This is a genomic window from Pedobacter alpinus (assembly GCF_042684645.1).
GTDB classification, from domain to species: domain Bacteria; phylum Bacteroidota; class Bacteroidia; order Sphingobacteriales; family Sphingobacteriaceae; genus Pseudopedobacter; species Pseudopedobacter alpinus.
The window spans coordinates 1-22,693 of sequence record NZ_JBHULV010000020.1; the positions used below are offsets into that span (position 1 = coordinate 1).

Below are 22,693 nucleotides of genomic sequence, written 5' to 3' on the forward strand. Positions count from 1 at the left end.
AAGACTTAAGGCAGGATGGGATAACGACTATCTAATAAAAATCTTTAATCAAATTTAAATGCGTTGACCCTGCCAACCAAAGCGACCATTATTCTTTTCATCAGAAAAAAATACCTTTCATTTATTTTGGAGTAGAAGACCATAAAGATTACCATAAACCAACAGATGATTTCGAAAGTATAAATCAAGAGTTTTATACCAATTCTGTAAGTGCAATTTTAGATATCATTAAAAACATTGACCAAAACGTTAGTTTAAAAACTATGTTTAACAATAGCAAGGTGATAAATTAGGATAAAAAAACCATTGTTCTTAAATCTGATTTGACTTAAAAATTAATCATAACTTGTTGACAACAAGACTTATGTTAACAATTAAATAATATTATTTTCATAAAAAGTCAGTTAAAAATCGCTTATTTTTATAGACCTCAATAATGGGTCATTAAAAATAGATTTATGACTTGGAAAAAATTTAGCGGAGAAACCCTCAAATCTTCTATCATTACCGAAGTAGAGCAAACTATTGAAAAAGAGTACAGTTTAGGAAACAAATTAAAAGTTTGTATTGGTACAGACTCTCAAGTTAAAGGTAAAATCACAGATTTTGCCACTGTAATAGTTTTTTTAAGAGAACATAAAGGAGGTTTTATGTTTATTCACCAAGAAAGAACATTACAAAAAATGAGCATTAAAGAAAGAATGCTCTCCGAAGTTCAAAAATCTATTGAATGTGCTTATTCTTTGTGTAACCTTTTAGATTTATACGATGTTGATTTGGAGGTTCATGCTGATATTAATACCAGTCCTAATTTTAAATCTAACGCAGCACTGCATGAAGCAATGGGTTATATTTTAGGGATGGGCTTTGTTTTTAAAGCTAAGCCAGAGGCTTTTGCAAGTTCGTACTGCGCTAATAAAATGGTACAATAAAATTTATTAACTTTTAAAATTTAAAATTCTGTTTATCAATTTTAGTGCAAATTATAATTGATTGATGAAAGATTAAGCATTCAAAAACTTTTTACAATAAACCTTGTTAAGAAGATATGAAAACAAATCATGTATTTTACGAGCAAAAATTGCCGATAAGTTTAGAAAAAGCTTGGGATTTTTTCTCTTCTCCATTAAATTTATCAAAAATTACTCCTCCAAGTATGAATTTCGTCATCACTTCTGATTATACAAGCGAAACTAAGATGTATGAAGGAATGATTATTACATATAAGGTATCGCCACTTTTAGGAATTAAAATGGATTGGATGACAGAAATAACAACTGTAAAAGAAGGAAAATACTTTATAGACGAACAAAAATTTGGGCCTTTTAAGTTTTGGCACCACGAACACCATTTTGAAGAAATAGACGGCGGTGTATTAATGACCGATAGACTAAGTTATGCTGTCCCTTTCGGATTTATTGGAAGCATAGCAAATGCTTTAATTGTAGCTAAACAAACCAAAGATATTTTTGATTATAGAGAAGTTGCAGTAGAGAAAATGTTTGGAGTTTATAGGTAAAAAGTTCATTAGTAGTGGGAGTTCATTAGTATTTGTTGTGTAAATAGATGAGTTCATTAGTAGTGGGAGTTCATTAGTATTTATTGTGTGGATAGATAAAGTTCATTAGTATTTGTTGTGTAAATAGATGAGTTCATTAGTAGTGGGAGTTCATTAGGATTTATTGTCTGGATAGATAAAGTTCATTAGTATTTGTTGTGTAAATAGATGAGTTCATTAGTAGTGGGAGTTCATTAGGATTTATTGTCTGGATAGATAAAGTTCATTAGTAACTAGTACACTTAAAAACCCTAATGAACCAATGAACTAAACCCCCTAACCAGCTAATAAACTCAAATACTTTATAAACTATAAAAGCCTAATGAACCAATGAACTAAAATACTAATGAACGATAAAGACTCCCCTGCACCACTCCTTTTCTTTCAATTTCGTTATCAATAAAAGTTTGTATCTCTGATTTTCTTAAACCCCATTTTGGGGCAATTAGCATGTCTAAATCAGAAATTCCGAATAAGCGTTGTATCACTACATCTGGTCTTAAACGGGGTAATAACTCACAAAGAAAATCAGCATATTCTTGTAAGGTAAATAGTTTAAATGGGTCTTTTTTGTATTTAGCACCCATAATAGAACCTTCTACAATATGTAAATGATGAAACTTCACAAAGTTAATTTGTGGGTATTTATTAATTTCATCGGCGTAAGCCAACATCATTTCATGTGTTTCGCCAGGCAAACCAAAAATGGTATGCACACAAATGTCCAGCTTAGATTTAGTTAACAAAGCCATCACATCTACAAACTCATCGTGAGAGCAACCTCTGTTAATTTGAGCTAAGGTATCATTGTAAATAGATTCCATACCCATTTCCAAATCAACATCTAACCTATCGGTATAGCTCTCTAACAAAGCAATTTTTTCAACATCAATACAATCTGGGCGAGTGCCCACAGACAAACCTACAACATTAGTCATATCAACACTTAAAGCCTCATCGTACATTGTTTTCAAATAATGCGTTGGTGCATAGGTATTGGTATTTGGTTGAAAATAGATGATAAATTTTTCTGCCTTATAATGTTTCCACGCTCTTTCCATCCCAAACTCTATCTGCTGTTTCATGGTTTCCATGGTGCGAGATGTTGGCGTAAAAGAATCTACATTGCAATAAGTACAGCCTCCGTAACCTTTAGAGCCATCTCTGTTTGGGCAAGTAAAACCTCCATCTACAATAACTTTATATACACGCTTCACCTTATACTTATTTTTTAAGTGCGCACTGTAGTAGTTGTAATTCTTTTCTCCGAAGGCTAAGGCTTTTTCCAATGTCAAATAATATTTTTGCAAAGATACGAATTGAAATTTAATCTTAAATTTGTTTACCGATGCTTAGAATATATTACAAAAAAAACACCCGCCTAGCTAAAGAAACAGATGTAGAGTCTTTAAGAGAAGTACCTATGGAAAGTTTGGTTTGGGTTGATTTACAGAACCCAACCATAGAAGAAAAGGTAACCATTGAAACTTATTTCGATATTAAATATTCATCCGAAGAAGAATCGCAAGAAATTGAAAGTTCATCACGCTTTAGCGAAATGGACAATGAAATCATTATCAACTCCAACTTTTTATCAGTTAGGCAGCATGGTTTTGAGTACAATCCGGTATCTATTATTCTCGAAAAAGGAATTTTGTTCACTTACCGTGATGATGATTTAAAAACTTTTGGTGAGGCGGTAAAGAAAATAAAAGCAAACCCTACACTATATATAAATGGATACCAAATTTTATCAACCATTTTAGAAACCTGCATAGATCAAGATGCAGATTTGATAGAAAACATAGCAAAGGAAATTGCAGAACTAAATAAAAGTTTAAAAGCTACCAACGAACGTGTTGATGAAGAAGATTTATTGAAAATTTCATCGCTGCAAAGTGACAATATGATGCTTCGCGAAAATATTATTGATAAGCAACGTTTACTTTCATCCTTAATTAAATCTTCTATATTTCCGCAAGAATTTATGGGTGTTTTAAAGATTATGATTAAAGACATCAGCTCGCTTTTAGAACATAATAAATTTGCTTTTGAACGTTTAGAGTACCTACAAGATACTTTTATGGGTTTAATTAATATTGAGCAAAACCGTATTATCAAAATTTTTACTGTTGCCACAGTAGCTTTTATGCCCCCAACTTTAATTGCCAGTATTTACGGAATGAATTTTAAAATTATGCCTGAGTTAAATTGGCAATATGGTTATTTAGTGGCTATTGCTTTAATGGTTTTATCATCTTTAGGTACACTGGTTTATTTTAAGAAAAGGCGATGGCTTTAAAAAAATGCTGAAAGCTGAAAGTTAAAAAAAACTATAATTCCCATTTTTCTAAACATTTATAAAAGGAAAATTTTATCTTGCTGATATAATCTTAAAATAAACCTTTTATGAATCATGGACCCGCAGTAGAACTGGGCGTCGATAATGCTTCTGCAAAAAAAGCAAAGTTGGGCGTTTGGTTTTTCTTCATCTACTTTATTTTTTACGCTGGCTTTGTTGTTATTGGCGTTGTTAATTACGAATTAATGGGACAAGAATTTGCCTTTGGCTTAACTTTAGCATTATTTTACGGACTTGGCTTAATTGTATTTGCTGTTTTATTAGGCATGCTTTACAATTATTTATGTACAAAATACGAAGACGAATTAAACGAGGAGGAAGCTAGTTCATGATATACGAAATTTCTTACCCCGCACTATTTTTCTTTGTAATTTTTGTTGGCTTTGTACTTTGGCTATCTTTTTATTTTGCCCGTAAAACAAAATCAGCTTCTTCTTATTATGCCGCTGGTGGCCAAATTCACTGGGCTGTAAATGGAGTTGCCTTTGCCGGCGATTACCTTTCTGCAGCTTCGTTTTTAGGTATTTGCGGTATGATTGCAACTGTTGGTTACGATGGTTTTTTATATTCTATAGGCTTTTTAGCCGGGTGGATTGTAGCGCTGTTTTTAATTGCCGAACCGCTAAAGCGTTTAGGTAAATACACATTTACTGATGCGTTAAACTCTACTTTTAAATCAAGAGCCATCACACTTACTGCTGCAATAAGTACACTAATTGTATCTATATTTTACTTAATACCACAAATGGTTGGGGCGGGCGATTTAGTTACACCACTTTTAGGTTTACCACATTGGGTTGGTGTTGTGTTAGTAGGTGTAGTAGTTATTGCTATTGTGGCAAGTGCCGGAATGACATCTACTACCTATGTTCAGTTTATCAAAGGTGGCTTGCTCATTGTGCTTTCAACCATTTTAACTATTTATATTCTTAAAAATGGTTTTACGTTAACTCCAAATCATAAAGACCAAGCTTACCATAATTTCATGACCATTAATCCTGAAATAGAAGATGGGAAAATAATAAAAGCTGAAGATTGGCAAGTAATATCCCAACAGGCTATAAAAGAGAAAACTTATGTCAAGTTAGAAAAGAATAATGTTGAAAGATGGTTCTCTTTGACTGAAAAAGGAGGAAATTACACACTGAAAGAAGCACTATCTATTGTTGTGAATAAAAGTGGAACGTTGTACAACGGAGAACCTAAAGCAAATAAGAAGTTTTTTCAAGTGGGTAACATGAATAAAATTATGTTAGACGGTAAAGAAGTTACAGAAACAGGTCCGGTTGGCCCTGCTCAGTACTTATCCATCATTGAAAAAAGTGAATTGGTGCGTTTTGCAAAAGTTAGTTTAACCGATGGAAATGATGATGTTACTTTATATGTACAAAACATTACCCAAGGCAAAAACTTTATGCTACCCGGTTTAAAATATAAAATTGGTAAAGGTTCAAGTATTTGGAGTAAAATGGATTTTATATCCTTAATGTTGGCTCTGTTTTTAGGAACTGCTTCTTTGCCTCATATTTTAATTAGATATTATACTGTCAAGTCTCAACGAGATGCCAGAAAATCGACCATTTTAGCCATTGCAGCAATTGGAATATTTTACGTTTTAACCTTATTTATGGGTTTAGGTGCGGCTGTAAATGGCGTAATGGATGTAGAATCTAGCAATATGGCCGCTCCACTATTAGCAAAAGCTTTTGGTGTGGTATTATTCTCTATCATCTCGGCTGTTGCTTTTGCCACCATTTTAGGTACAGTGGCTGGATTAATTATAGCTTCTTCTGGTGCTATTGCGCATGATTTAATAGAAAACTATTTCAAGATTAATTTAGATGATGATAAAAAAGTAAAAGCAGGTAAAATAGCCGCAGTTTCTGTTGGTGCTTTTGCCATTATTTTAGGCATTGCATTTAAAGGGATGAATGTCTCGTTTTTAGTTGGATGGGCATTCTCTGTAGCCGCATCTGCCAACTTGCCGGCTATTTTATTCTTATTATTTTGGAAAAAAACTACTGCAAATGGTATTGCAAGCTCTATAGTGGTGGGTGTTGTTACTTCTTTAGGTATCATATTAACATCGCCAACTATGTGGGAACGTTACGGTTTAGACCCTGTAACAGCCATGCACAAATTAGATAACCCAGCTATTATTTCTTTCCCATTAGCCATATTAACGGTTTTGTTAGTGTCTGCTTTAGGGAAAAAGAAAGAAGAAGTATTGGTTATTGATTAGGTTATTAGGAATTTGAATATTTTGAAAAAGGATGTTAGTTAATTTTAGCATCCTTTTTAAAATTTTTATTCGCAAGCTCAAATTAATTCATTTTATTAGTGTCAAACTGTTGTCTTATTCAAAACAATTCAGCATACATAAACTAATTCCGCTTCTAGCAATTTATTCGTTATTCAATTTTAGAATTTCATCAATAATATTTTTTGATATACGGAAATTTGTTGTCAATAATTTATCTATTACAGGCTTAACAAGTGGTATAATATGCATTTGTTTAGCTTTATGTACTACTCCTAAAGCACCAGTAGTTTTAAAATTTAATTATTTAGCTAATTTACGAGCTTTAAGGTCGTCTAATAATAATGTAACATTATCATATTCAGAAGCTAAAGCGATTGCACTTGCTTCGCCGGAATCAATTTGAGTTTCTAAAAATTTTTGATATTTCCTGTCAGAAACTGACTTTACTTTAATCCAGTCAGGTAATTTTTCTCCAAACTCTTCTGCAATTTCAGGAGTAGTTATAAGTTCACCATAAACTTTATTTAATAGCGCTATTTCATTTATTTTGTTAAAAATAATTAGCGTACTAGTGTCAGAAATAACTACATTAAGCATTAGCTATGTCTGATTTTAAATCGTCAATTGAATTGCTAAATACTGACACTCCATAATTCCCAAGTATTTCTAAGAATGCTCTTTTTGTAAGTCCTGCTATTAAGGCTGCTTGGCCTGCTGATAATTTGGCATCTTCATATAATTTAGAAGCTATTATCATTGAAAAGTCGTAATCTTTCAAATCAATATCATCAGGCACATTTAATTGAATTGTTTTCATAATCATCTTTTATAGATTTAAACAAATATAATAAAACGAACTTGTTTTGTTACTTATTTAATTTTGCCTTAACGAGTTCAAAAACGTAAATTTGAACATCATATTCAATGATTTCAAGAATAAACCATGCAAGATACCACCATATATAAACCTCAACATAAAATCAGATTTGTAACCGCAGCTTCCCTTTTTGATGGGCATGATGCTACCATAAATATTATGCGTAGGATTTTGCAATCATCAGGTGCCGAGGTGATTCATTTAGGGCATAACCGCTCTGTTGATGAGGTTGTAAATTGCGCCATACAAGAAGATGTGCAAGGTATCGCCATGACGTCTTACCAAGGTGGACATATAGAATACTTCAAGTATATGTATGATTTGTTGCAAGAAAAAGGTGCTGGACATATCAAAATATTTGCTGGTGGTGGTGGAGTAATCCAGCCAGATGAAATTAAAGAACTAGAAGCTTACGGTATTAATAAAATTTACTCGCCAGATGATGGTCGTAGCATGGGTTTACAAGGGATGATTAACGATATGCTACAAAAAACGGACTATCCTACCATCCAAACCTTAAACGGAGAAATTAAGACTTTACCCAATAGAAATATTAAATCATTAGCCTCTGCTATTTCTGTTGCAGAAAACTTTCCTAAGGCAGCTGTTGATTTTTTAAATGAAGTTAAAAAGCTGATTGGCAATAAAACCATCCCAGTTTTAGGTATCACCGGAACAGGTGGCGCAGGAAAATCTTCTTTAGTAGATGAATTGGTTCGTCGTTTTTTGGTAGAAACCGATAAAACAATGGCCATTATTTCTGTAGATCCATCAAAAAGAAAAACTGGCGGAGCGCTTTTGGGCGATAGAATCCGCATGAACGCGATTAACAATTCTAGAATTTACATGCGTTCGCTGGCTACTCGTCAGGCTAATTTGGCTTTATCTAAATACGTTCAAGAGTCTATAGATATTTGTAAAGCAGCAGGTTTTGATATGGTGATAGTAGAAACTTCTGGTATTGGCCAGTCGGACACCGAAATTACTGAACATTGCGATGTTTCTTTATATGTAATGACGCCAGAGTTTGGTGCAGCTACCCAATTAGAAAAAATTGATATGCTCGATTTTGCCGATATGGTAGCCATCAATAAATTTGATAAACGTGGTGCCCAAGATGCTTTACGCGATGTAAAGAAACAATACAAGCGCAATCATAATATTTTTGATGCCAAAGACGAGGATTTACCTGTTTATGGCACCATGGCTTCGCAATTTAACGACCCTGGCACAAATAATCTTTTTTCAGCTTTGATGAAGAAAATAACTGAGAAAACAGGGATAGATTTTGAAGCCAAGATGACTTTTACCAAAGAGGAATCGGAGAAAATATACATCATCCCACCAGATAGAACACGCTATTTAGCCGAAATTGCAGAAGCTAATCAGGCTTACGCCGAGTGGGTAAAGGCACAATCAAAAATTGCACAACAGCTGTTTCAAATCCATGGCACCATTGAGCTATTAGAAAAGCATCAGGCTACAGCCGAAGAAATAGAAACTTTAAAAAAGCTGTACAGCGATATTGAAGAAAAATTAGACGGCGACTGTAAAAAGTTATTACGCCAATGGCCAGAAACCGTAAAACAATACAAAGAAGAATATTTTATCTACAAAGTACGCGACAAAGAAATTAAGCAGTCTTTATTTTCAGAATCGCTATCTAAACTCAAAATCCCAAAAATTTCTTTACCGAGATACGAAGCTTGGGGAGATATTTTAAGATGGTTATTAACCGAAAACTTACCCGGAGAATTTCCTTATGCTGCAGGTGTTTTTCCGCTTAAACGCGAAGGAGAAGACCCTACGAGGATGTTTGCTGGTGAAGGCGGACCAGAACGCACCAATAAACGCTTTCATTATGTAAGTTTAGGTCAGCCCGCAAAAAGATTATCTACCGCATTTGATTCGGTAACTTTATACGGAGAAGACCCTCACATTCGTCCGGATATTTATGGTAAAATTGGAAACTCTGGTGTAAGCATTGCTACCTTAGACGATGCTAAGAAACTATATTCAGGTTTCGATTTATGCGCTGCGTCCACTTCGGTTTCCATGACTATTAACGGTCCTGCGCCTATGCTATTAGGCTTTTTCATGAATGCCGCTATAGACCAGCAATGCGAAAAGTACATCCGTGAAAACGGAATAGAAAAAGAGATTTCTGATAAAATTGGTGCGATATATCAAGATAAAGGCACTAAAAGACCACAATATGCAGGCAAATTACCAGAAGGAAACGATGGTTTAGGTTTAATGCTTTTGGGCGTAACCGGCGACCAAGTTTTACCAGCAGATGTATATGCAACCATAAAAGCCAAAGCAATTGCTACGGTACGTGGTACGGTACAAGCGGATATTTTAAAAGAAGACCAAGCACAAAATACTTGTATTTTTTCTACAGAATTTGCCCTAAGGATGATGGGCGACATTCAGCAATATTTCATTAACGAGAAAGTAAGAAACTTTTACTCGGTTTCTATTTCTGGCTATCACATTGCCGAGGCAGGTGCCAATCCAATTTCTCAGTTAGCTTTTACGCTCTCTAATGGTTTTACTTTCGTAGAGTATTATTTAAGTAGAGGGATGCATATTGACGACTTCGCTCCCAACCTATCTTTCTTTTTCTCTAACGGCATTGACCCTGAATATGCTGTAATTGGACGAGTAGCGAGAAGAATTTGGGCTAAAGCGATAAAAACAAAATATAAAGGGAATGATCGTTCTCAAAAATTAAAATATCATATTCAAACTTCTGGTCGCTCTTTACATGCCCAAGAGATTGATTTTAACGATATCAGAACTACGCTGCAAGCGCTATATGCCATTTACGATAATTGTAACTCGTTACACACCAATGCTTATGACGAAGCCATTACCACGCCTACAGAAGCTTCTGTACGTAGAGCAATGGCCATTCAATTAATCATTAACCGCGAATTAGGTTTAACTAAAAACGAAAATCCTTTACAAGGAGCTTTCATTATTGAAGAATTAACCGATTTGGTAGAAGAAGCCGTATTAACAGAATTTAAGCGTATTAACGACCGTGGCGGAGTTTTAGGCGCTATGGAAACCATGTATCAGCGTGGTAAAATACAAGAAGAATCTCTGTATTACGAGACCTTAAAACATACTGGTGAATTCCCTATTATTGGTGTAAATACTTTCTTAAACAAAGAAGGATCGCTTACCGTTTCTCCAGGTGAAATTATTAGAGCAACAGAAGATGAAAAGCAATTACAAATCCATAACCTCAAAGCTTTTCAAGATAGAAATGCCGATAAAACTGTAGAACTTTTAAAAGACTTACAGTTAAAAGCCATCCATGGCGAAAATATATTTGAAGGCTTAATGGAAGCAGCTAAATTTTGTTCTTTAGGGCAAATTTCTAATGCGCTTTATGAAGTTGGTGGGCAGTATAGAAGGAATATGTAGGGGTTGGAGGTTGAAGGTTTTGGGTAAAAGGTTTAAGGTTTAGTTAATCTTGTTCTCACCAACGCTGTTCGACATGTTAGCGAAGCGCATGTCGAACTTGCAGATAATTGGATTTGTAATCCACAATTTTACAGCTATAAAGATTTGTAGAATTTTAAAAACGGATTATAAATCCTTTTCATTTATCAATTCGAGATGCGCTAGGCTAACATCTCGAACAGCTAAGGATATTAACAACGTTTAATCACTTCATTAAAAGTAATTACTTCTTCATCTCCTGTTTCCGCATGGGCATTTGATCTATTAAACCATACAACTTAGAAGAAGTGATGACTGTGTTAGAGCTAAACTTAACGCCTCCATCTTTACCTACCAGTACAAGCGTAAATAAATTAGGATTGATTTTTAGGTTATTATATTTTTCAAAATCTTTACCATTAGTAACAATTCTTTTAATCTTTATTTGCCTTTCGGATAAGCCTGACAAGTCTTTTGAAAAAACTTTGATTTGCTTAGACACTGTATCTGCTTTATTTGTAGGATAAAATAACAATACCTCTCTACTGGCATTACTTTGCGAATATGCAGATAAAGAAAACATTAAAATTGCGATAAGTAATTTCATGATTTTATTTTTAGATTGTAAATATGATTGCCAATGATCTTCTAAAACACCGCATCAATTAATTAGTTATCAAAAGTATAGCCAAAACTTCAGTTGTAAATAGTGGAATAGCTTTTGTTAACATTAGGATAACTAATTTACTCCCAGTAAAAACAAACTTCATAAAAAGATGTTTAAACATTCAACTAACAACAATTTCATGATAAAAAAAATAGCTTATTTACCCATAATACTAATTACCTTGGCCGCCTGCTCTTCTACTAAAAATGTAGATACAGCAACAAGTTTAGCATCCAATAATCAAAAACAAAAAATGGAATCTGGTTTTAATATTACGCCTATTGAGCATGCAACAGCTTCTTTTACTTGGGCTGGTACTCAATTTTATATTGATCCAGTTGGTAGCGTAGAAAGTTTTGGAAACCAACCAAAGCCTGATGTTGTTTTAATTACAGACATACATGGAGATCATTTAGATGCCAAAACTTTAGCCAGTGTGATTATTGAGGGCACAAAAATTATAGTTCCGCAAGCAGTAGCTGATAAATTACCAGCTGATATGAAAGCTAGATTAACCATTTTAGCTAACAACCAAACCATTGACTTAAATGGTTTTAAAATTACTGGTGTGCCCATGTACAATTTGCGTGAAGAAGCAAAGCAGTTTCATACCAAAGGGCGTGGAAATGGCTATGTGATTGAAAAAAATGGATTGCGAGTTTATTTTTCGGGAGATACAGAAGATATCCCAGAAATGCGTAACCTTAAAAATATAGACAAAGCTTTTGTTTGTATGAATTTACCTTACACCATGACAGAGGATAAAGCAGCAGATGCCGTTTTAGCTTTTAAACCAAAACAAGTTTATCCATACCATTACCGTGGAGGCAATGGTTTAAGTGATGTTGCTAAGTTTAAGGAATTGGTTAATAAAGGAAATTCTAAAATTGAAGTTGTGCAGTTAAACTGGTATCCAAAAAAATAATAACTCATAAATTTTACATTAAGTGAAAAGAGTTCAGCATTTGAACTCTTTTTTTATTTAATAGATGTGCTGTTTCAATGTAAAAATTATCCGTTCACCCATTCTAGCGAGTTAAGATGGCCAAAAAACTTCCTAAACACCTAATTATCTATTGATAAGCGTAAAAAGAGCAAACAATTTACCACTAATAAAATTTATATTTGATTTAAACTTAAGTAGAAAAACAATGGATCAGAAAATAATTAACCTTTACGATGAGTACACGCATTCATCTAAAATGGATAGAAAAGGTTTTATAAGCAGATTGGCCAAAATAACTGGTGGTATGGCGGTTGCTTTAACCATTTTACCATTGTTAGAAAACAATTATGCGGTGGCAGGTAACGTTGATACTGATGATTTGTTGATAACAGATATAACTTACCAAGCAAAAAATGGGATAATGAAAGCTCATTTAGCACAGCCAAAGGGCAAGAAAAACTTAGGTTCTATATTGGTGATTCATGAAAATAGAGGTTTAAATGCCCATACAAAAGATGTTGCCAACAGATTTGCAAAAGAAGGTTACATTGCCATGGCGGTTGATGCGCTTTCGCCATTTGGAGGTACACCAACAAATGAAGATGAGGCAAGGGCTTTATTCTCTAAATTAGATGCTGCTCAAAATCTTCAGAACTTTTTAGACGGTTTAAACTATTTAAGAACCTTACCAAACGCTAACGGAAAAGTGGCTTGTGTTGGTTTTTGTTGGGGTGGTGGCATGGCTAATGATTTGGCCGTTAATGATGCAAAATTAAATGCCGCTGTAGCTTATTACGGCAGACAGGCAAAATCTGATGACGTACCAAAAATAAAAACAGAGCTTTTATTACATTATGGAGGTTTAGATGAAAGAATTAATGCCGGCATTACTGCTTACCGCGAAGCTTTGGAAAAAAACAATATAAAACACCAAATATTCATTTACGAAGGTGTAAACCATGCATTTAATAATGACACCTCTCCTACCCGTTACAATGCAGAAGCGGCAAAATTAGCTTGGGATAGGAATTTAGCTTTATTTAAAAAAAACATTGATTAATTGTTTTTTAATTCCTGTTCAGGAAATTTCTAAAATATTTTAAAATTAAAGCAATAATCACAAAGAATTTTTGCTTTAATTTTTTATCAAATTTCAAGTTTCTTGGAGGGCAATAAATATTAATATCAACAAGAATGTTACGCTATTATTAATTTAATGTTACTTTTGTGCAATTTTTCAAGCATTTAACATTAAATTAATGTTCAGTAAACTTATTAAAACTCTTTTCATCGCTATAATTAGTCCTCTTTTTTTAAAATCACAAACAACAGACAGTGTTAAAGTTCTACCTCCAAGGGCAGTTAGTGATAAATGGCATGAGAAAATTGCTTTAAGAGGATATGGACAATTAAGATACAATAGGCTACTGGAAACAAATCCTGATTTAGAATGCGAACAATGTGATAAATCGTGGGGAGAAGGTGGTGGCTTATTTTTGCGCCGTTTAAGATTGGTTTTTTACGGACAAATTAGTAAAAAAGTTTACGTTTACATACAGCCAGATTTTGCAAGTTCTAGCTCTTCTAACAGCCTTCATTTTGGTCAAATAAGAGATGCTTATGTTGATGTTGGTATTGATGACGATAATGAGTTTAGGTTTAGATTAGGCCAAAGTAAAATTCCGTTTGGGTTTGAAAATATGCAATCGAGCCAAAACAGGATAACATTAGACCGTAATGATGCTATAAATAGTGCTTTTGCAAACGAACGTGATTTAGGTGTTTTTTTTTATTGGGCACCAAAAGAAATCAGAACGCGTTTTGCTGATTTAGTGCGGCAAGGTTTAAAAGGCTCTGGTGATTATGGCGTTTTTGGTTTTGGTGTTTTTAATGGTCAAACAGCCAACAAGCCCGAGCTTAACAATCAACAACATGTTGTTGCTAGAGTTACCTATCCTTTTCTAGTTGGTAAACAATTTATTGAACCTTCTTTACAGGCTTATACTGGTAAATATCAAATGGCTACAGATCAATTGAGCACTGGTGTGATAACAAACCCAGACAAAAACTATACAGACCAAAGGGTTGCAGCAAGTTTAATTATCTATCCTCAACCATTTGGAATACAAACAGAATACAATATTGGGAGAGGACCTAGATTTAATAAGGAAACAGATGCTATAGAAGTTAGTTCTTTAAATGGAGGTTACTTACTGTTAAACTATAAAACTGAATTTAACAATCATTTATTTTACCCGTTTATTAAAGGACAATATTACGATGGTGGTAAAAAACATGAAAAAGACGCCCGTAGCTATGTAGTAAAAGAATTAGAATTAGGTTTTGAGTGGGAGCCAAATAAATTTTTAGAATTAGTAGCAACATATACTCTCTCATCTAGAAGATTTGAGGATTATATTATCCAAAATAATTTACAAACCGGCAGATTGTTACGTTTACAAGCCCAAATAAATTTTTAAATAACCAAAAAAGCATCCTATTTATCAATTTGCCTAAATAAATTTCAATTAAACTACTAAGGTTTAACTATTAAAACTATTTTTACGGAAATATTTAAAGTGTTTTAAAAACTTTGTTTTTTGAGTAATTTTTTTTGTTAAAAATGAAAAAACCTACATATAAATATCTTCCTCTTTTATTTTTAATAATTTCCACTAGTCTCCAGTCCTGTATAAAAGAAAATAAACTATTTAATGACGATTTTGAAGTTAAAATTAGTCAGGCAGATAGCTTACTAACCAAAGCAAAAGAAGATGAAGCACTTAGCTTATTAAAAACCATAAACATAAAAGAGTATGAAAGCGAACCAAGGTTAGCGAGTTACTATATTTTGATGTCAAACGTAGAAAGCCCAGAGCCAGGCATCATGATAAATCATGCAAAAAGTGCTTTGGATATGTTTGAAAATAACGAAAGCGTTGAACAACATAAAGATCTTTATTTCCAGAGCTTGGTGGCCAACGGTGATGTTTATTATAGGTTAAAAAACTTCCTAAAATCTTTGAGCTTTTATTTAGAAGCGGAAAATTATATCGAAGGAGACAGTTGTAAAAAGGGCTACCTTTATATAAAAATATGCTACAATTTATTATGATCAGAAAAACTATGAAGATGCAGCTAATTTTTACTTAAAAGCTTACAGGCTTACCCAAACTTGTAACTCTAGTAAAATTCTTAAGAATACATATAATGCATCAGAGATATTAATTAATAATGCTGCACTAAGCTTCTTTAAAAACAACCAATTAGATAGTGCTAAATTATACTACGAAAAATTTAAATCGGTAATAGATTTAACGGCGCAAAAAAAGAAAATAACCAATAAACAAATTAATCTTTTAAATGCTGTTTTGTTTGATAATTTGGGTAGCCTTTATCAGAAACTAAATGACCCAAAACAAGCAGAAACCTATTTTTTAAAAAGCATTAATTTACCCAATGATGATGCCTCAGGTATAAGAATTCCTCCTTACCTTAAACTTGCTGCACTTTATATTAAAAACAAACAGCAAAACCAAGCAATAGCTACACTTAAAGAAGCCAAATTTCTTTTAAATAAGTATAAAGAGCAAAACCCAACGTCTTATGTTGGCTATTATAAAGAATATGCTAATTATTTTTTTGCTTTTGGTAAACTAGATAGTGCTTATTTTTATCTAAACAGACATATAGCTGTTAAAGACTCTAGTGAAAAGTCTTACCAAGAAATTAAAACATTTGACATTAATAAAGAGTTAAAAATGCTCTCTGAACAGAGAGAATTAGATAAATTAAAACATAACGATCAGGTAAGAAGAATTTACGTTGTTGGTTTAATTGAATTTATTGTTTTAATATTCATAATTATTGGAATAATTTATTTTAACCTAAGAAAACTAAAGAAAATACATCAAGAAACATTAGAAAAAAACCAAGTAATTACATCAACAATTGATGAGCTTGAAAGGGCAAACAAAAATTACATCAGAATAATGAGAATTATGGCTCATGATTTAAGAAATCCTTTATCGGGGATGACAGGTTTGGCCGCAGCAATTTTAGATGAAGATGATTTTGATGCTGAAACAAGGAAAATGTTAAAGCTTATAGAAACAACTGGTTTGCATTCAATAGAAATGATTAATGAACTGCTAAAAACAGGCTTAGCAAATGAGAGCGATACTTTAGAAGTTCAAAAGATTGATTTAAAATCATTATTGTATGATTCTGTAGAACTGTTGCAGTTTAAAGCAAAAGAGAAACAACAAATCATCATTTTTGAAAATGAAGAAAAAGATGACTTGCCTATATTTACTAAAGTTAACTATGAAAAAACATGGCGAGTGATTAATAATTTAATTGTTAACGCTATTAAGTTTAGCTATTTAGGGGGAGAGATTAGAACAGGAATTAAAGTTTACAATACAAGCATTGTAATTTATGTTAAAGATAATGGTATTGGAATAGCGGATAAAAACAAAGAAACTATTTTTGAAATGTTTACTGAGGCTAAACGAGTAGGAACTAATGGAGAGCAACCTTTTGGCCTTGGTTTATCAATTTCTAAAAAAATAATGGAAAAACATAACGGTAAAATTTGGTTTGAAAATGCAGATAATGGTGGAACTATATTCTATTTAGAATTTCCAAAAATATAGCGCTATTTATCTCTAAGCATCAACCGTTTCTGTTTTAAACTTAAAAGCATTTTCAGAAACGGCAATTGGTTTTTCAAATTGGTCACTAAAAGCACTTACTAAACTAATGCCATAGTAAAATATAAATGCACAATAGAATATAAAAAGCATCACCAATAAAATAGCAGCAGAGGCACCATAAATCTGGTTAATATTTGAGCTTAGTAAAAGTACCCTAATCATAATTTTACCTAACGTAAGTAAGATTCCTGTAAAAATAGCACTATAAATTATAGGTTTCCAAGCTGGTTTACCGTTTGCAATAAATCTAAAAGCCAAACAAAACCAAATAGTTACTGAAACAAAAAACAAAGCTTCGTTAATTAAACCTTCTAAAAAAGGAAATGGTTCTTCAATCATTTTTGTTAAATACAATCTTATTCCCTCAAAAATAAAAGTCATCAACAATAAAAACCCTCCGGCAGATATAATGAGCAATGATTTTAAACGCTGCTTAAAATTAAAATAAAAACCTAAATTTTCTTTTAACCGGATAAACCACAATTGGTTAATAGAGTTTCTGATGATGACAAATAAAGTGGTGGAAACAAATATTAAGAAAATAAACATAAGTATGGTGAAAAACCAGTTATTCCCTAAACTTAACATATTTCTTAAAAAATGCCTGATTTCTTGAGCACCAGCCTCCCCAATAATAGATTGTAGTTTTGTAATAATGCTAATTCCAAATTGCCTCCTGTTAAAAAAAATGCCGAAAATTTGAAGAATCACCACTAAAATTGCAGGAATAGCAAACGTTCCGAAAAAAGCAGTTGCAGCGGCAATTCTTAAAGGATCGTTATCACTAAAATTTTTAAACGCCGCTACAAGAATAGACCAAGCTGTATTAAAGTTTAATGTTTTTGATAATTCAAGATTTTTCTTTTCCATTGTTTGTCAAACATACATAAAGCATAGCATGTTTGAAACAGTCCTTTTTAAAGAGATATTGAATTTTTTGATAAAACTTTTCTCTATTAAAAGCGTAAAAAAAAATTATTTTCTATACTAATAAAATCACCAAAGTTCTTAAACTATTAAATTAGAAATAATAATTAGCTTATTTAAAAGCTGTTTAATTTATTTATTGGTGAACTTATTTTTTGTCATAATAAACTACTAATATTTTAAAATATATGGGTTGCTTAATTAAATGTTTAAACATCTTTATATTTGATTTTAAAATAAATACAGCTATGGAATTAGGAATTGGAATGTTTGGCGATTTGCAACACAATAAAGCAGGGCAAATTCAGCCGGCAAAACAACGGTTACAAGAAATAATTGAAGAAGTTAAACTAATGGATGAATTAGGATTAGATTTCTTTGGCATTGGCGAACATCACCGCGAAGATTACGTTGTTTCTGTACCCGAAATTGTTTTAGCAGCAGCAGCAACAGTTACCAAAAACATAAAATTAGGGAGTGCAGTTTCTGTGCTAAGTTCTTCTGACCCTGTTAAATTATATCAAAGTTTTGCTACTATAGATTTAATCTCAAATGGCCGTGTTGAATTGACCGCTGGACGAGGAAGCTTTATAGAATCTTTCCCTCTATTTGGTCAAAATCTAAATGATTACCATGAACTTTTTGAAGAAAAATTAGACTTATTATTAAAAATAAATACAGAAAACCCAATAACTTGGAAAGGGAAGTTTCGCCCTGCGCTTAACAAACAAAAAATATTACCAAGAGCTGTAAACGATAAATTAAATATTTGGATAGCTGTTGGTGGTACGCCAGAATCTGTAGAAAGAGCAGCAAGATTAGGTTTGCCAGTTATTTTTGCCATTATTGGAGGAAGCCCTTCTCAGTTTAAACCATTATTTGATTATTATAAAGAAGTTTATCAGCATTATAATCATGATTTAGATAAACTCCAAGTTGGAGTACACATGCATTGTTTCTTTGGAGAAGAGAGTGATGCAGTTGCAGATTATTACTATCCGTTATATGCAGCGCAGATGGACAGAGTTGGCGCATCAAGAGGTTGGCCAGCTTATCAAAAAAATCAATTTGATTATGGTAGAAGTAAAAACGGTGCTTTAATTGTTAGCGATGCAAACGAAGCTGTAGATAAGATTTTGCAGATGCAAGAACTTTTTGGCTTGACTAGGTTTTCTGCACACATGGATGTTGGTGCTCCTTCTCATAAAGAAATGATGAAATCTATTGAGTTATATGGTAATAAAATTGCGCCAAAAGTTAGAGCAGCTTTAAAAAGTTAAATTTTCTGTATTTTTAAGCTTTAAAAACTTAAATGATTAAGAAAATATTAGTGTTTTTTTTACTTTGTACCACGTTTTGCGATTATAATATTGCTCAAAGTTTAGATACATTAAAATTTAAACCCTATTCAACACAAAAATTAAGCTCTTATATAGCTCCCGCAGTTTTCATAACTTATGGTGTAATTTCGCTTTCGGGCGATAATTTTATCAGAAAGTTAGATTATACAACTAATAATGAGTTGACAGAAGATTTCCCCCCTTTTTAGTGTAAAAGCTGATAACTATATGCGTTACTCGCCATTAGTAGCGGTTTACGGACTTGATTTTTTGGGAGTAAAAGCAAAACATTCTATTATAGACCGTAGTTTAACACTTCTTTTATCTGCCGCAATTATGGAGACAAGTGTTAGTACGCTAAAAGGAGTTTCAAACAGAGTAAGACCAAATGGAAGTAATGACCACTCTTTCCTATCTGGGCATACCGCAAGGGCTTTCATGTTAGCAGAATTTTTAAATCAAGAATATAAGCATAAATCAATCTGGTTTAGTGTTGCTGCTTACAGTCTAGCCTCAGCTACAGGAGTTTTTAGAGCTTATAATAAAGCACATTGGGTAAGTGATATTGTTGCTGGCGCAGGTTTTGGAATGCTTTCTACAAAATTGGCTTATTTAGTTTATCCAAAAATTAAACAAATTGTTTCTAATAAGAAATCTGCAAACCTCACAATAAGACCTTCTTTTTATAATGGAGCAAATGGTTTTAGTTTAACATACCAGTTAAAAAAATAAAGACTTAGCTAACCATTGGTGTTTATGTTTAAAATTTAAAAACTAATCATATAATATTGTTATCTAATTATTAATCAATTTTATAGGTTATCTGTATCCGAATTTATATTTTAGATTTTCTATTAAAACATTTTCATCTATGTTAGATAATTTAGACCTATTTAAAGTATTAGTATTAGATATTGAAACAGTACCACAATACGCCACCTTTAATGAATTACCAGATAACTTAAAGAAACTTTGGGATTTAAAAACCACTTATCAGCGTAAAAATGAAATAAGCGCCGAAGAATTTTATGCAAGAGCAGGAATTTGGGCCGAATTTGGCAAAGTAGTTTGTATTTCTGTAGGGATGTTTGCAACCAAAAAAAGTTTAAGAGTTAAATCATTTTACGGGCATCAAGAAAAAGATTTGTTGGCCAGCTTTGCTAAATTGTTAAAAACGCTACCAACAGATTTAATTTTGTGTGCACATAACGGTAAAGAGTTTGATTATCCTTATTTATGTCGCAGATTATTGATAAACAATTTATCTATCCCTAGCCAGCTAGATATGACAAATAAAAAACCTTGGGAAATTAACCATTTAGATACACTAGATTTATGGAAGTTTGGCGACTATAAAAACTACACTTCTTTAAATTTATTGGCCGCAATATTTGACATCCCTACGCCAAAAGACGATATTGACGGCAGTATGGTAGGCAAAGTTTATTGGGAGAATGATGGATTGGAACGTATAAAAACTTATTGCCAAAAAGACGTAATTACAACAGCTCGCCTTTTACAAAAATTTAAAGGTTCGCCATTTTTAACCGATAATAATATCACTTACGCAGATTAAATGCAGCAGCTCCAAATTAAGAACTTAAAAGTTAGTTTTAATACAGAAAACGGCGTATTTAATGCTATAAAAGGCATTGATATAGACATTAATAAAGGAGAAATTATAGGTTTAGTAGGCGAATCTGGTTCCGGAAAATCTGTTAGTTCTTTGGCTATTATGCGTTTATTAGATAAAAATGCAAGTATAAATGGCCAAATTTTATTTAGCGATATTGATTTGCTAAATCTTACAGAAAAGGAAATGCAAAAATACAGAGGAAACAGAATTGGAATGATATTTCAAGAACCAATGACCTCTTTAAACCCAGTAATTATATGTGGTAAGCAAATTACTGAAAGCATTATTTTACACCAAAAAGTAGATAAAAAAACAGCTAAAGAGAAAACCATACAGCTGTTTGAAGAAGTAAAATTACCCGAACCAGCTTATACTTTTAATAAATACCCACATGAACTTTCTGGCGGGCAAAAACAAAGAGTAATGATTGCTATGGCTTTAGCCTGCGACCCCGATATATTAATTGCGGATGAGCCTACCACCGCTTTAGATGTTACAGTACAAAAAAGTATTTTGGAGTTGCTTTTAAAGCTAAAAACAGAGCGTAACATGAGCCTTATTTTTATTTCGCATGATTTAGCGGTAATTGGCGAAATTGCAGATAAAATATTGGTAATGTATAAAGGCAATATTGTTGAGCAAGGCAATATTGAAGATGTATTTTTAAATCCACAGCACCCTTACACCAAAGGTTTATTGGCTTGTAGGCCATCACCAGAATTACAATTGAGTAAACTACCTACCATTAGCGATTTTGTAATTTCTGAAAACAACGAATTAAAAAGCACATCATTAAACATCATTGATTTACAAAAAAAGTATACCTTAAAACAAGATGATATTGTTTCAAAAAGAGCGAAAATTTATGCCGAAAAACCTTTATTAGAAATAAAAAACTTAAACACTTGGTTTCAAAAGAAAGGCAGTTTATTTAGTGCAAAAAAAGAATATGCTAAAGCAGTAAACGGCGTTAGCTTTGATGTTTTCCCTGGCGAAACTTTTGGTTTAGTAGGAGAATCTGGTTGTGGTAAGACAACTTTAAGCAGAACCATTTTAAAATTACTGGAACCAACCAGTGGCGAAATTATTTTTAACGGCAAAAACATTACCGCGTTTGATGCAAAACAAATGCGCCCTTTAAGAAAAGATATTCAAATTATTTTCCAAGACCCTTACTCCTCTTTAAACCCAATAAAAACAGTTGGCTACGCTTTAACAGAACCTTTAAATGTGCATAGTATTTTAGAAAACCAGCAACAGCGCAAAGATTTTATTATTAATTTAATGGAGAAAGTAGGTTTAACTGCCGAACAATTTAACCGTTACCCACATGAATTTTCTGGCGGTCAAAGGCAGCGTATTGTTATTGCCAGAGCTTTAGCTTTACAGCCTAAACTCATTATTTGTGATGAATCTGTTTCGGCATTAGATGTTTCTGTGCAAGCCCAAGTATTAAACTTATTGAAAGATTTACAACAGCAATTTAACCTTACTTATATTTTTATTTCACATGATATGGCAGTGGTAAAACACATGGCGGATAGAATGATGGTGATGAACCAAGGTAAAATAGAAGAATTAGGCTATCCTGAAGATATCTACAATAATCCGCAAAAAGAATACACGCAACGATTGGTGAATGCAATACCTAAGGGATTAAAGAGCACAATAAACTGATGGCAAAAGCTCAAGGCTTAAAGCGGATTAAACTAGTTAAATCAATAGCTTTCAATAAAAAAAATTATTTCTACAAATCCGCATTAGGGATAGTAAGGGTTTGTTGAGCTTTTTTTCAAAGCTTAACCGGAGCGAAGCGTAGCCCTGCATAGCCCGACAAGCCTTTTGGCTTGGAATGCCCAAAAAAATATTCTTTATTAAATCATATCTGTCCGAACAATTTCCGATTTCGTAAAACGGAATTATTAACTAATTGATTTACAGTT

22 protein-coding genes and 1 pseudogene are annotated in these 22,693 nt (G+C 32.7%); 17 read left to right on the top strand and 6 right to left on the bottom strand.

What is annotated here, in order from left to right:
• The first annotated feature begins 47 nt into the window (after nt 1-47).
• The 3 genes from ACFSSE_RS06155 to ACFSSE_RS06165 all read left to right on the top strand — a co-directional run bounded on the left by ACFSSE_RS06155 (nt 48) and on the right by ACFSSE_RS06165 (nt 1,519).
• Nucleotides 48-293 carry a M28 family peptidase gene (locus tag ACFSSE_RS06155; RefSeq protein ID WP_379043997.1) on the top strand — a complete coding sequence of 82 codons (246 nt, stop codon included), beginning with the start codon at nt 48-50 and terminating at the stop codon, nt 291-293.
• Between the two features lie 165 nt (nt 294-458).
• The gene (locus ACFSSE_RS06160; protein WP_379043994.1) at nt 459-932 is read left to right on the top strand and encodes a ribonuclease H-like YkuK family protein; all 474 of its coding nucleotides are present in this window, start codon (nt 459-461) and stop codon (nt 930-932) included.
• Between the two features lie 116 nt (nt 933-1,048).
• A complete protein-coding gene (locus ACFSSE_RS06165) occupies nt 1,049-1,519 on the top strand; it encodes an SRPBCC family protein (RefSeq protein ID WP_379043991.1) in 471 nt (156 codons plus the stop codon).
• A 374-nt stretch (nt 1,520-1,893) separates the two neighbouring features.
• On the opposite strand, the gene ACFSSE_RS06170 is transcribed toward ACFSSE_RS06165, so the two are convergent.
• Nucleotides 1,894-2,847: a TIGR01212 family radical SAM protein gene (locus ACFSSE_RS06170; protein ID WP_379043988.1), complete on the bottom strand. Its 954-nt coding sequence runs from the start codon at nt 2,845-2,847 to the stop codon at nt 1,894-1,896.
• A gap of 59 nt (nt 2,848-2,906) precedes the next feature.
• Between ACFSSE_RS06170 and corA the strand changes: the two genes are divergently transcribed.
• The 3 genes from corA to ACFSSE_RS06185 all read left to right on the top strand — a co-directional run bounded on the left by corA (nt 2,907) and on the right by ACFSSE_RS06185 (nt 6,162).
• Nucleotides 2,907-3,860 carry a magnesium/cobalt transporter CorA gene (gene corA, locus ACFSSE_RS06175; protein WP_379043985.1) on the top strand — a complete coding sequence of 318 codons (954 nt, stop codon included), beginning with the start codon at nt 2,907-2,909 and terminating at the stop codon, nt 3,858-3,860.
• A gap of 107 nt (nt 3,861-3,967) precedes the next feature.
• Nucleotides 3,968-4,252, top strand: a complete 285-nt coding sequence (locus tag ACFSSE_RS06180) for a DUF485 domain-containing protein (protein WP_379043982.1) — start codon at nt 3,968-3,970, stop codon at nt 4,250-4,252.
• The gene (locus ACFSSE_RS06185) at nt 4,249-6,162 is read left to right on the top strand and encodes a solute symporter family protein (protein WP_379043979.1); all 1,914 of its coding nucleotides are present in this window, start codon (nt 4,249-4,251) and stop codon (nt 6,160-6,162) included. The genes ACFSSE_RS06180 and ACFSSE_RS06185 overlap by 4 nt, the downstream gene beginning before the upstream one ends.
• Nucleotides 6,163-6,324: 162 nt before the next feature.
• Here the strand turns inward: ACFSSE_RS06185 and ACFSSE_RS06190 are convergent.
• From ACFSSE_RS06190 to ACFSSE_RS06200, 3 genes and pseudogenes are all read right to left on the bottom strand, one after another.
• Nucleotides 6,325-6,459 (bottom strand): annotated as a pseudogene (locus tag ACFSSE_RS06190) (DUF3368 domain-containing protein); the annotation flags it as partial.
• Nucleotides 6,460-6,483: 24 nt separating this feature from the next.
• Nucleotides 6,484-6,780, bottom strand: a complete 297-nt coding sequence (locus ACFSSE_RS06195; protein WP_379043976.1) for a hypothetical protein — start codon at nt 6,778-6,780, stop codon at nt 6,484-6,486.
• Entirely contained in the window at nt 6,773-7,000 is a 228-nt protein-coding gene (locus ACFSSE_RS06200; protein WP_379043973.1) for a UPF0175 family protein, read from the bottom strand. Before ACFSSE_RS06200 ends, ACFSSE_RS06195 begins: the two co-directional genes overlap by 8 nt.
• A 126-nt stretch (nt 7,001-7,126) precedes the next feature.
• On the opposite strand from ACFSSE_RS06200, the gene ACFSSE_RS06205 reads away from it, so the two are divergent.
• Nucleotides 7,127-10,498, top strand: a complete 3,372-nt coding sequence (locus ACFSSE_RS06205; protein WP_379043970.1) for a methylmalonyl-CoA mutase family protein — start codon at nt 7,127-7,129, stop codon at nt 10,496-10,498.
• A 262-nt stretch (nt 10,499-10,760) separates the two neighbouring features.
• Here the strand turns inward: ACFSSE_RS06205 and ACFSSE_RS06210 are convergent, their stop codons facing one another.
• Entirely contained in the window at nt 10,761-11,123 is a 363-nt protein-coding gene (locus tag ACFSSE_RS06210; protein ID WP_379043967.1) for a DUF4174 domain-containing protein, read from the bottom strand.
• A gap of 199 nt (nt 11,124-11,322) precedes the next feature.
• Here ACFSSE_RS06210 and ACFSSE_RS06215 point away from each other — a divergent pair, with 199 nt between their 5' ends.
• From ACFSSE_RS06215 to ACFSSE_RS06235, 5 genes are all read left to right on the top strand, one after another.
• Nucleotides 11,323-12,108 carry an MBL fold metallo-hydrolase gene (locus tag ACFSSE_RS06215; protein ID WP_379043964.1) on the top strand — a complete coding sequence of 262 codons (786 nt, stop codon included), beginning with the start codon at nt 11,323-11,325 and terminating at the stop codon, nt 12,106-12,108.
• A 226-nt stretch (nt 12,109-12,334) separates the two neighbouring features.
• On the top strand, nt 12,335-13,189 hold the full coding sequence (locus ACFSSE_RS06220) for a dienelactone hydrolase family protein (RefSeq protein WP_379043961.1): 855 nt from the start codon (nt 12,335-12,337) through the stop codon (nt 13,187-13,189).
• Nucleotides 13,190-13,388: 199 nt separating this feature from the next.
• On the top strand, nt 13,389-14,609 hold the full coding sequence (locus ACFSSE_RS06225; RefSeq protein ID WP_379043957.1) for a porin: 1,221 nt from the start codon (nt 13,389-13,391) through the stop codon (nt 14,607-14,609).
• Nucleotides 14,610-14,752: 143 nt separating this feature from the next.
• Nucleotides 14,753-15,244 (top strand): hypothetical protein, encoded by a 492-nt coding sequence (locus ACFSSE_RS06230; protein WP_379043954.1) that lies wholly within the window; start codon nt 14,753-14,755, stop codon nt 15,242-15,244.
• A gap of 256 nt (nt 15,245-15,500) precedes the next feature.
• The gene (locus ACFSSE_RS06235; protein WP_379043951.1) at nt 15,501-16,787 is read left to right on the top strand and encodes a tetratricopeptide repeat-containing sensor histidine kinase; all 1,287 of its coding nucleotides are present in this window, start codon (nt 15,501-15,503) and stop codon (nt 16,785-16,787) included.
• Between the two features lie 12 nt (nt 16,788-16,799).
• Here ACFSSE_RS06235 and ACFSSE_RS06240 read toward each other — a convergent pair whose 3' ends face one another.
• Nucleotides 16,800-17,717, bottom strand: a complete 918-nt coding sequence (locus ACFSSE_RS06240; protein WP_379043948.1) for a YihY/virulence factor BrkB family protein — start codon at nt 17,715-17,717, stop codon at nt 16,800-16,802.
• A gap of 305 nt (nt 17,718-18,022) precedes the next feature.
• Here ACFSSE_RS06240 and ACFSSE_RS06245 point away from each other — a divergent pair, with 305 nt between their 5' ends.
• The 5 genes from ACFSSE_RS06245 (at nt 18,023) to ACFSSE_RS06265 (ending at nt 22,427) form a co-directional block, all read left to right on the top strand.
• The gene (locus tag ACFSSE_RS06245) at nt 18,023-19,054 is read left to right on the top strand and encodes an LLM class flavin-dependent oxidoreductase (protein ID WP_379043945.1); all 1,032 of its coding nucleotides are present in this window, start codon (nt 18,023-18,025) and stop codon (nt 19,052-19,054) included.
• Between the two features lie 32 nt (nt 19,055-19,086).
• Nucleotides 19,087-19,323: a hypothetical protein gene (locus ACFSSE_RS06250; protein ID WP_379043942.1), complete on the top strand. Its 237-nt coding sequence runs from the start codon at nt 19,087-19,089 to the stop codon at nt 19,321-19,323.
• A 19-nt stretch (nt 19,324-19,342) separates the two neighbouring features.
• On the top strand, nt 19,343-19,846 hold the full coding sequence (locus tag ACFSSE_RS06255) for a phosphatase PAP2 family protein (protein ID WP_379043939.1): 504 nt from the start codon (nt 19,343-19,345) through the stop codon (nt 19,844-19,846).
• A gap of 139 nt (nt 19,847-19,985) precedes the next feature.
• Nucleotides 19,986-20,690 carry a 3'-5' exonuclease gene (locus ACFSSE_RS06260; protein ID WP_379043936.1) on the top strand — a complete coding sequence of 235 codons (705 nt, stop codon included), beginning with the start codon at nt 19,986-19,988 and terminating at the stop codon, nt 20,688-20,690.
• A complete protein-coding gene (locus ACFSSE_RS06265; RefSeq protein WP_379043933.1) occupies nt 20,691-22,427 on the top strand; it encodes an ABC transporter ATP-binding protein in 1,737 nt (578 codons plus the stop codon). It begins immediately after the preceding gene.
• Nucleotides 22,428-22,693: the final 266 nt, after the last annotated feature.